At 44.9% G+C, this 9,284-nt stretch carries 10 protein-coding genes; 6 read left to right on the top strand and 4 right to left on the bottom strand.

What is annotated here, in order from left to right:
• Window positions 1-808: 808 nt before the first annotated feature.
• Window positions 809-1,195, top strand: a complete 387-nt coding sequence (locus tag H5300_RS09345) for an MAPEG family protein (protein ID WP_004732742.1) — start codon at window positions 809-811, stop codon at window positions 1,193-1,195.
• Window positions 1,196-1,203: 8 nt separating this feature from the next.
• Window positions 1,204-1,734 carry a DNA mismatch repair protein gene (locus H5300_RS09340; RefSeq protein WP_182795831.1) on the top strand — a complete coding sequence of 177 codons (531 nt, stop codon included), beginning with the start codon at window positions 1,204-1,206 and terminating at the stop codon, window positions 1,732-1,734.
• Window positions 1,735-1,767: 33 nt separating this feature from the next.
• Here the strand turns inward: H5300_RS09340 and H5300_RS09335 are convergent, their stop codons facing one another.
• Both H5300_RS09335 and H5300_RS09330 read right to left on the bottom strand, forming a co-directional pair.
• On the bottom strand, window positions 1,768-2,403 hold the full coding sequence (locus H5300_RS09335; RefSeq protein ID WP_017081298.1) for an START domain-containing protein: 636 nt from the start codon (window positions 2,401-2,403) through the stop codon (window positions 1,768-1,770).
• Window positions 2,404-2,662: 259 nt separating this feature from the next.
• A complete protein-coding gene (locus tag H5300_RS09330) occupies window positions 2,663-3,139 on the bottom strand; it encodes a YHS domain-containing (seleno)protein (protein ID WP_017077045.1) in 477 nt (158 codons plus the stop codon).
• Between the two features lie 110 nt (window positions 3,140-3,249).
• Here H5300_RS09330 and H5300_RS09325 point away from each other — a divergent pair, with 110 nt between their 5' ends.
• Both H5300_RS09325 and H5300_RS09320 read left to right on the top strand, forming a co-directional pair.
• Window positions 3,250-4,089 carry an AraC family transcriptional regulator gene (locus H5300_RS09325; RefSeq protein ID WP_102445609.1) on the top strand — a complete coding sequence of 280 codons (840 nt, stop codon included), beginning with the start codon at window positions 3,250-3,252 and terminating at the stop codon, window positions 4,087-4,089.
• Between the two features lie 231 nt (window positions 4,090-4,320).
• Entirely contained in the window at window positions 4,321-5,199 is an 879-nt protein-coding gene (locus tag H5300_RS09320; RefSeq protein WP_102445610.1) for a 6-carboxytetrahydropterin synthase, read from the top strand.
• A gap of 129 nt (window positions 5,200-5,328) precedes the next feature.
• On the opposite strand, the gene H5300_RS09315 is transcribed toward H5300_RS09320, so the two are convergent.
• Both H5300_RS09315 and H5300_RS09310 read right to left on the bottom strand, forming a co-directional pair.
• A complete protein-coding gene (locus H5300_RS09315) occupies window positions 5,329-6,369 on the bottom strand; it encodes an acyltransferase (protein WP_102445611.1) in 1,041 nt (346 codons plus the stop codon).
• A gap of 123 nt (window positions 6,370-6,492) precedes the next feature.
• A complete protein-coding gene (locus tag H5300_RS09310) occupies window positions 6,493-7,449 on the bottom strand; it encodes an AEC family transporter (RefSeq protein ID WP_017065068.1) in 957 nt (318 codons plus the stop codon).
• A gap of 160 nt (window positions 7,450-7,609) precedes the next feature.
• Here H5300_RS09310 and H5300_RS09305 point away from each other — a divergent pair, with 160 nt between their 5' ends.
• On the top strand, window positions 7,610-8,203 hold the full coding sequence (locus H5300_RS09305; protein ID WP_182795830.1) for a TetR/AcrR family transcriptional regulator: 594 nt from the start codon (window positions 7,610-7,612) through the stop codon (window positions 8,201-8,203).
• Between the two features lie 193 nt (window positions 8,204-8,396).
• Window positions 8,397-9,245: an alpha/beta hydrolase gene (locus H5300_RS09300; protein WP_017067239.1), complete on the top strand. Its 849-nt coding sequence runs from the start codon at window positions 8,397-8,399 to the stop codon at window positions 9,243-9,245.
• The last annotated feature ends 39 nt before the right edge of the window (window positions 9,246-9,284 follow it).

The following is a 9,284-nucleotide window of genomic DNA, read 5'->3' as shown; positions in this document are numbered from 1 at the left end:
TTACGCGATGATAAAAGCGTTGAACAAGCTTACTGGGTTAGGTATGCCTGAAACTTGTCGTATTGACTAAGAAATACGCGAAACGGGGTGGCTCTATCTCTAAATTTAATTACGCAACAAAGCCTGCCTTTGGTGCAATGTTCTTGATGAACATTATTTTGTAACGTGACTTTTAACGGTTAGCTGCTATTAACGGTTAGCTGCTAACAGCTTTTAGACGTTACAAAAAAAGGAAACCCCGTTTGGCTTTCACCAAACGGGGTCTATTCTTTTCGTAGCCATCCTGCTACTGCGCGTTACTTATCTTTCAATAGGTAACTGGTGCTCCCTGCATCGTTCCTTGACGTGGCTAAATCCTTTAACCTATCCAATTCATCGCCTTCCTAGCGGTGTCCTTGCTAACTCATCATCCTGACAAGCGACTCTATCCTAGAGCAAAACTTCCTTGCTGATAACTCATCCTAAGCCATCAAATCTTCATCCTGAAGATACCTAATCCGTTAGGCTTTTTCCTGTTCCTGCCAACTCCCTGTCGACATGTGTATTAAACACTGCAGAGGCTTTACTCACAATCCACCTCAAGAAATAAATGTACTCACTAGCCGAAAGAAATATGCGTGGATTCATACAAAACAAGGGGTTGGGTTTGTATTTTAGGAATTTTCTGCGAAGCTTGATTGTGATCTCTTACGTTCGGTGTGAGAGATCTCTTACAAGTGCTCGGGCGTGATTATCATTTTATCTTGGCGGTTAATGTCGAAAAGATAGAAAAGAACACTGAGTTAAGACAAAACAATAGGGAAATATGATGGTAACAGCACTTTACGCAGCTCTGCTGACAGTCGTAATGATTTGGTTGGCGATTGAGGTGATTAAACAGAGGCGAATTAATCTTGTTGCTCATGCTGATGGCGGTGTTGAGTCGTTACAGATAGCACGTTCGGCACAAAGTAACGCGATGGACTACATCCCAATCACAGTGATTTTGATGGGGTTGTTAGAGATGAATGGGGCTGGTGTTTGGCTGATTCATGTCATTGGTGTCGCGTTCATTCTGGGGCGAGTGATTCATGCAAAAGGGATCTTGGCGAAAAACTTTAAAGGCCGCAAAGTGGGGATGGTGTTAACGCTTATCTGCATGATCTCCTTGATTGTCCTAAACTTAGCTTACCTACCTTTTGATAAAATGTTCTAGGGAGCATTATGGCATTGCGCCTTCCTCCTGCTTGGGCGATTGTCCTTGCAGGGCTAATACTCAACATCATGGCGATTGTCATGTCGAGCTTGGTGTTGGACAAAATTGAAGCGGCGAAATCGGAATACAACGATCGTAAATACGGCAATGTGTATTCTATACAACTGTCCTGGAATACGATCGAAACCTTAGAGCGTAAGCGTGAAGCGATTCTGATTCACCTTGATAAGCTATCCCCAGAAATCGCTCAACCTGCCACTGTTCTTGATGAAGCGCTTCGCGGACAACTTCGGAGTTGGGTGAGTGACGAGGTGCCGGCCATCTCGTTGGCTAATTTACCTAAGCTTATGATGCTGATAAACAATGCCCAAGAATCGCAACGATCACGAATTGATGACTACTATTTGGATAATCTAACTTTGGTTGAGTTGATCCAAAGGCTTGATGAGAAAATGGCTTTCTATAAGAACATCGCCCTGTTTCTTCAGGTGTTTGGTTTAGCGCTTATCTTAGCTCGCGACCTAGCAAGAATACCTTAGTCTTTAACCTTATTGACCTATTTACTTGTACCGCTAACGAGACTCACTTGGCAGGTTGGGGTGCTGCTGGCCTTGGTATTTTGGTAGCTGTTCTTTCAGCCCCTTAAACGTGCTCAGCGCACTGCCTATCGATAACTTATTCATCAACCAATTGGGCAAAATACCCCCTGCGTTCGCATATGCGGTGTAGGTAATGTAGGTATTGCCGTTGGTGAGCGGTTGCAGCGTCCAAAGTGCGTCCACATCATAAATTCGAATGTACCCCGACTCTTTTGCCAAATAATTAGACGCATCCTTTATCGACAAGACAAACTGCCCATCCTCGATGCTGTACTTTGAGTAGGTCACCATATCTCGATCTCTGGCAGGCCAAGGCGCTTTGAATTGGGTATAGACGATGTTTTCTGCCTCAGATATCTGCATCAAGACACGGCTTTGCGACACATTGTCTATCCAGTTTGGCACGTTCTCGCTGTCTTCCAATAACAGTAAAAAACCGGAGTAAGTGGTGGGCGTTTGCATTTGTGCTCGTATCTCTACTAAGCCTTCACTGTGAGGTCTCTTATCAATGATGATGCCGTCTTCACTTTTGACGAACTGCCATGGAGCTGCATAAGTCAGTGTTGATAAGGCGCAGAGCCCAAGTGCAAAAATCCTAGGTAATATCATTATTCTTCCATAAAAAGAAAAGCTTATCTTCTAGGAGTATAGAATAGAAATGGGCTTGATTCGCGCTAAAGGCTGACGGGTTTTCCTGATTTGAGCAACGCATCGCCATTTATTGTGGTGATACCAATAGCTGGAGGCTTATTAAGATTTGGAACGTCGAAATGAAAACGGAAGCGTTCGGTCGCTTCCGTTTTTATTAATGGGCAATGGATAAAGGTTAAAGTTACTAGGCTAAAACTTGTAGGTTAAAGCTTATAGACTAAAGCTTATAGGCTTCTACGGTTTTGATCGTCGTCCAGTTGCTGTTGGCGTCTTGGATGAACTCTTGCGTATCTTCCAACCATCGTTTTTGTACTGATTTGTCTAAGTTCAGATACAGCTTTCCATCTTCGACTTTCCATGCGTTAGGGTCGGTCTCAAATTTCTTACCCATAGCCACACCAAAGGCACAATAGCCACCGTATTGAGGCGCATAAGCTTCAGGATTGGTGCGGAACTGATCTCGGTTGTCACTGTTTGCGAACTGATAAATAGCGTTCTTATAAGTAGCAGTGAATTCTGATGAACCTTGAACGGCTCCAGCATCAGTAAAGTAAGCCACTGGGTCATAGCCTTTGATCGCGATGTCATTGCTATCAACGCTCATGTCGATGTCTGCTGCCATCAGTGAAAAGCTGGTTCCTAGTAACGCAGCCAATAGAGTGATTTTTTGACTGGTCGATTTCATGTGTGACATATCAAGTTCCTTGTCAGTGTTGGTTATCTTGTTTGAAATAATTTAGCCCACTTGTCCGGTCTATAGAGGGACAAAAGAACTTAAAAGTAAGCGAATCGTTCGGAGGATGCATGGATCTGCTTTCACAACTAATGGAACACTTCTCGATACGTACCGGTGTTTTCTATTCTGGCAATTTATGCGGAGTGTCGTCATTTAAGCCGCAACAGGGTAAAGAAGGGCATCTTCATGTATTGAGCGCGGGTGAGTTGACCTTGTCTAGTGCGCACACTGAGTACAGGCAACTGTCACAGCCCTGCATTGTTTATCTGCCGAATAGCACACCACATGTGATTGAAGGTGTGGGAGGCGGTGCTGAGGTCGTGTGCGCGAATGTCGAATATCGCTCAGGGCAGATGAATCCTTTATTGTCTGCTCTGCCTGACGTGATAGTGATTCCGTTTGCGGATGCACCTAACTTAATGCCAGTGATAGAGGTGCTATTTCGAGAGTCGGGGCAAGCATCTTCAGGACAACAATCATCGGGGCAACAATATCTAATGGATAAGTTAAGTGATGCCTTGATGGCTTTGATTTTTCGTCACCTCATTGAACAGCAGCAAATTGATCAAGGGGTGTTCTCAGCCCTAGCTCATCCACGATTGGCTTCGGTGGTTACGGCCGTTCACCTATTGCCTGCTCGCCATTTTTCGATTGCGGAGATGGCGTCACTGGCCGCGATGTCTCGAACTCAGTTTATTGAAGCGTTCAAACGAGAAGTCGGTGAGACGCCCGGAGATTATGTGCAAAAGTGGCGAGTTTCAGTGGCTCAATCCCTGTTATTGCAAAATAAGCCCATCAACTGGGTCGCTGATGAAGTGGGTTACAGCAGCTATTCGGGATTTTCACGCGCTTTTCAGCATGTTGCTGGGGTGTCACCGCGCCTTTGGCTAAAGCAAAATGTATCGTGAAACGCTCGGCAACCTTACCCAATATATGGCTATTCGCATCGGGCTGGTCTATGTTTTAGCGGAAATTGTGCAGAGTTTGTTCTTTTCTCAAAAGAGGGTCTAAAAAGGTGGACTTTTTAAGCTTGTCGTAACATCCTGCTCGTCCTATTTTATCTAGACACCAATGAGACGAAGTGCCTGCTGGACATTATTCAGCCTCCCGTATCTCATTAAAGTATTAAGGAGTTCAACTTGAACCTATTTGTAAGAGACCTTACCGTTATCGATTCTTCATACATCTGTGAACACAGAGGGGTCGTAGGAGATAGTTGGATTTTAGATGTCACCATGTCTGGTGAACTTAATGAAATGAGCATGGTGCTGGATTTTAGCAAGGTCAAAAAGCAGATCAAACACCTCGTTGATGAGCACGTTGATCACCGTTTGCTACTGCCAATGCAAAGCGCTGCAGTTGTTCTTCAAGCGAGCAAAGCGGGCTACTCTAAGGTTGATGTGTTGCGTGGTGACAAGAGTCTTCATCTACATTGCCCTGATGAAGCATATTGCCTGATTGATGCAGAAGCGATCACCATCGAGAGTGTGACCGCTCATGTTTATCATATTCTGCGTGATAACCTTCCAAGTAACGTCACAGGGTTAGAGATCACCCTACGTCATGAGAACATTAATGGCGCGTTTTACCACTACACCCATGGTTTAAAAAAGCATGATGGCAACTGCCAACGCATCGCACATGGCCACCGTTCTCCAGTCGAAATCTTGGTTGATGGTCAGCGTGACGAGCAACGCGAACAAGCATTTGCTCAGCGTTGGGAAGACATCTATTTAGGCTCTAAAGAAGACCAAGTTTCAGTTTCATCACTTAACCTGAGTGAACACGCGAAAAGTGTTAATGATGAAAGTCACTATGGCTTTCGCTACACCGCACCTCAAGGCGAATTTGAGCTAGCGATTGCTAAGAGTGAAACAGAAATCTTGCCGACGGATACCACGGTGGAATTACTGGCAGGCTATATTGCGGATCAAGTTGAGCCTAGCCTAACAGAGAGCCAATCACTACAAATCGTCGCTTATGAAGGTGTTGGCAAGGGCGCAATGGCGTTCCGATAACACTTCAACGAGTGATACAGTCTCGTTACTGACATGATGAAATAAAGGCAAGATAATCCGTTATCTTGCCTTTATTTTTTGTGGCTCTATAAAACTGATTTAGCGGATAGTTTTAGGCATAAACACGCCCTAGCGAAGTAGCACGCGTCGCAGTGGCGTTTTCTCGATCCCAACAACCAACCCGAAGCTCAACAATACGGTGCCAAAAAATACCGTAACGTCTTTTGCCAATTCCGTAATGCCTAAGACTCCACAGACATTGAACAACACGATAATGATCAGCAGATGGCAAACGTAGATACCCAGCATGCGATTTGAAATGGCACGAACCCAAGCGTAGTTACCCATGTTTGGATTAGCCAAAAGCCACATAAACACGCCCATCCCCCATAGCGCCGTGCCAAACAAGAAATCATTCGTGTTGAATCCGACGTCGAACGTGGTGAGCCATGCCGCTTCAGCAAAGTGAATCAACATGCCTAACGCTAATAATACCAACGCTTTAGTTGATGACACCTTCCATTGATTCTGACGAATAAGGAAACCTAAGGTCACCATTAACGTGCCAAAGAACGGGCCATTTCGCGTGAAGAAGGGTGCTTCTAATCCGGTCAGCGTTGCGTAGCTTCCTGCCAAAACACCATAGCCATAGAGTGCAATCGCGATCGGTAATAGCAGTTTGTTGAGTTTCAATTCAATCAATAAAGCGATGATCAACACTGCGCAAACAAGGGCAGGAATGAACCACAGATGCACCAGACCTCCCTCTAAGAATGAGTTAAGAGGAGTGCTCATTAAGAAACCCCAATAGCCTTCACGTTCACCTAGATAGCCAAACTCTTCTACCTTCGCGAGATTGAATGGCATCACTAAGCAAATGATGCTCCATGCCAACCAAACCTTAAGCAGTGGTTTAGAGTAGTTCAGGACGGTTTCCCATGGCAATGCAGCCAACTTGGGCTGAATAAGGTAACCAGAAATCAGGAAGAACAGAGGTACCGCAAAACGAGCGGCTTGGTTGAGCACATAACCGATCCAAGGCACTTCATCTATTTGCCAATAAGTGAGTGCCATTTGGCCGTGTAAACCAATGATCGCCAAGATAGCAATCACTCGGCCTAACTCGATACTGGCGATGTGTTGTGAAGGCGTATGTTGAACGGAAGACATATCAGATCTCTTAGTAAAATTTTTACGAAATCTAGCAGCCTTTATGCCCAATCAGTTAGTCCTAAATCAAGGCTTATGACCTTTATTTCAGGGCTTGTGTCGGTTTTTTGAAGCCTGTCGCAGCTATATTAAACCCATTGCGGTGAGTGCAAAAATACCTAGTGTGCAAGTGATAAGAGAAACAACGGTCGTGAGCGCGATGATGTTAGCCGCCAGGGTTGAATTTCCTCCCATTGCACGAGCCATAACATAGCTTGCCGCTGCCGTTGGTGCAGCACTCATCAAGAAGATAAGCCCGAGATCGAGCCCTTCAAACCCTAAGTACCCAGCAGCCAATGTAATCAGTAACGGTGAGGCAATTAACTTGTAGCTAGAGGCGAACCACGTCGACAACTTTTCTTGTTTGAGCGAGCTAATATCCAGCGACCCGCCAGTACAGAGCAGGGCTAAAGGTAATGTCATATTGGCAAAGTATTGCCCAGCGTCAGCCACCATTTTTGGAATAGGAATTGAAAGCGCATAGAAGACGACCGCTAAGAAAATAGCGATGATCAACGGGTTTTTGGTGATGGACTTGACGATTACTTTAATGGCTTTAGCGCCGGTGTCTTTGCCTTTGGGTGTCAGTGCAATCACAGCTTGAATGTTATACAGCACGGTTAGGGATGCGACATAGATAGCCGCCAATGCCACACCTTGGTTGCCATAGATATTAGCCACATAGGCGAGGCCGATGATCGCGGTATTAGCGCGGAATCCACCTTGGACAATCACACCTTGATCTTTCGAACCTTTGAATACCAACTTGGTTGAGAAAATCGTGAACAAGAAAAAGATAAAATTTGCGATGACGCCAAACGCCACTAACGCGCTACTGGCTGAAAAGTTGTGATTCGATTGAACAATGCTTAGAAATAGCATCGCGGGTAGAGTGACTTGAAATACGACCTTAGATGCGACATCAATGAAATTGTCATTGATTAAGCCGATTCGCTTGAGCATCACACCGAGAAACAGCATTAAACAGATAGGGCCTGTTACTGACGCCGAAAACGCAAACTGTTCCCAAAGTGTGTTCATTGTTTTTCCTTTGTTAGTCGATTTCAATTTCCTTTGAATACTGTCGCATTTTTCCACAATTCTTTGATAATACAAAATGAATACCAAGGGTTAATTAAAAAACTTGAAAAAAAGTACGAACGTGCTAAAAATAAAGAATCAGATTTATTATTGGTGAATAATGAGCAAAGGAAAGATAACTAAAGAGTATATTTTGAGCCATGCATTTGCACTTGCGAGTGAGAATGGTCTTGAGAGTTTGACGATTGGCGAATTAGCCAAGCAGTGTGGTATGTCTAAGAGTGGATTGTTTGCGCATTTCAACTCTAAAGAGAACCTGCAACTCTCTGTACTCGAATATTCCAACGCCATATTCACTGAAAGAGTCATCATTCCGGCGAGAGAGTTGGGCGACGGTGATATTGAAGCCAAGCTGAAACAACTGCTCGATAACTGGCTGGGCTGGAACCATTCGTTCCAAGGCAGCTGCATGTTTATTGACGCTTGGAAAGATGCAGGCAGCGAAACCTCTGTGATTCAGAAGGTACTGCAGAAAACCATTTCAGTGTGGATTGACTACTTGACGATTCAGGTAGCAAAAGCGGTTGAGAGCAAACAGTTCAGGGCTGATTTAGACCCTAAGCAGGCAACTTTTGAGTTATATGGTCTGTATTTAAGTGCGAACTTGTTTTACTCATTGCGAGGGCAGCAAGCGAGCCATACTCATTTTTGGAGTGGTGTTGAGCGCTTGGTCGCTAGCTGGAAAGCGGTTTAATACATACAGCAGGTTAACTCGCAAATCATGTGAGTCTTGCTGAGGTAAGGTTTACAACAAAATTTTAGAGAAGTGGTGGTAAGCGATGATAAATCGCAGTAGCGCCATTTTTTATATCAACAAATAGCACGGTCGTTCGATTTTTAGGGCCGAGCTCGATCCGCCAATAATGATGGCGATACAAGGAACGGTCATGAGTGACAAAATCTATTTCAATACATCGAACAAATTCAGTTTCAAGCGTAGCTTGATTGGCGCTACAACCAATCTGCACTACATTTTAGCGCCGAGCCACGCAAAGAAAACGGCACGTAAACTGCTGCTCACTCCGATGCGTACCGAGCAAAAGAATGCCGATCCAAAAGGTTTGATTAAAAGTGAAATCAAAGGTCGTGACGGTGTATTGAAGACATACTCTCTGGGTACGGGCCCCGTTTGGGTGCTGACCCATGGTTGGTCTGGCACCGCGAGTCAGTTTTTCCCTCTGATGGAGCATATTGCTGCTAATGGTTTTACGGCCTTGGCTTACGATCATCCTGCTCATGGTGGCAGTGATGGCGTACATGGTCATATCCCAGCGTTTGTGAATGGTTTGGAAGCTGTTCTAGATTCGGTGGGGGAAGTGGCAGGTTTGGTCGGTCACAGTATGGGTACCGCTTCTGCGTTGGAGTGTAAGCACGTTAAACTAGAAAACAAACCTTTGTTGCTCATTGCACCTGTGTTGGATTATCTAGAAAACCTATTTGGTAGCGTTGCGCGTTCTGGTTACTCAATGAAGTTGTTTGAGGCGGTCGTGGGTGAAGTGGAAGAGCAGTTTAACTACCCAATTCAGTCTGTTGATCCCTATGGAAAGCTAGCGCTTCGTGAGTCTCAGACGATCATTGTTCATGACGAGCAAGACAAGTTTACTAAGTTTGATGTGTCTCAGCGTGCTGCTAATGAAATGGGTCGCGTTACCTTGATTGCGACTCAAGGGCAGGGTCACGGGCGAGTAATGAAGTGCCCACAAGTGTTCGAGAGCTTTGATAACTTGATTGGCTAAGTCTAACGAGCGCAAGTCAGTAGGACGCCAGTAAAAAGA

The organism is Vibrio sp. SG41-7 (assembly GCF_014164465.1).
Lineage (GTDB): Bacteria > Pseudomonadota > Gammaproteobacteria > Enterobacterales > Vibrionaceae > Vibrio > Vibrio splendidus.
The sequence above is the reverse complement of the archived record's forward strand: the minus strand, read 5'-3'. Positions and strand labels throughout refer to the sequence as shown.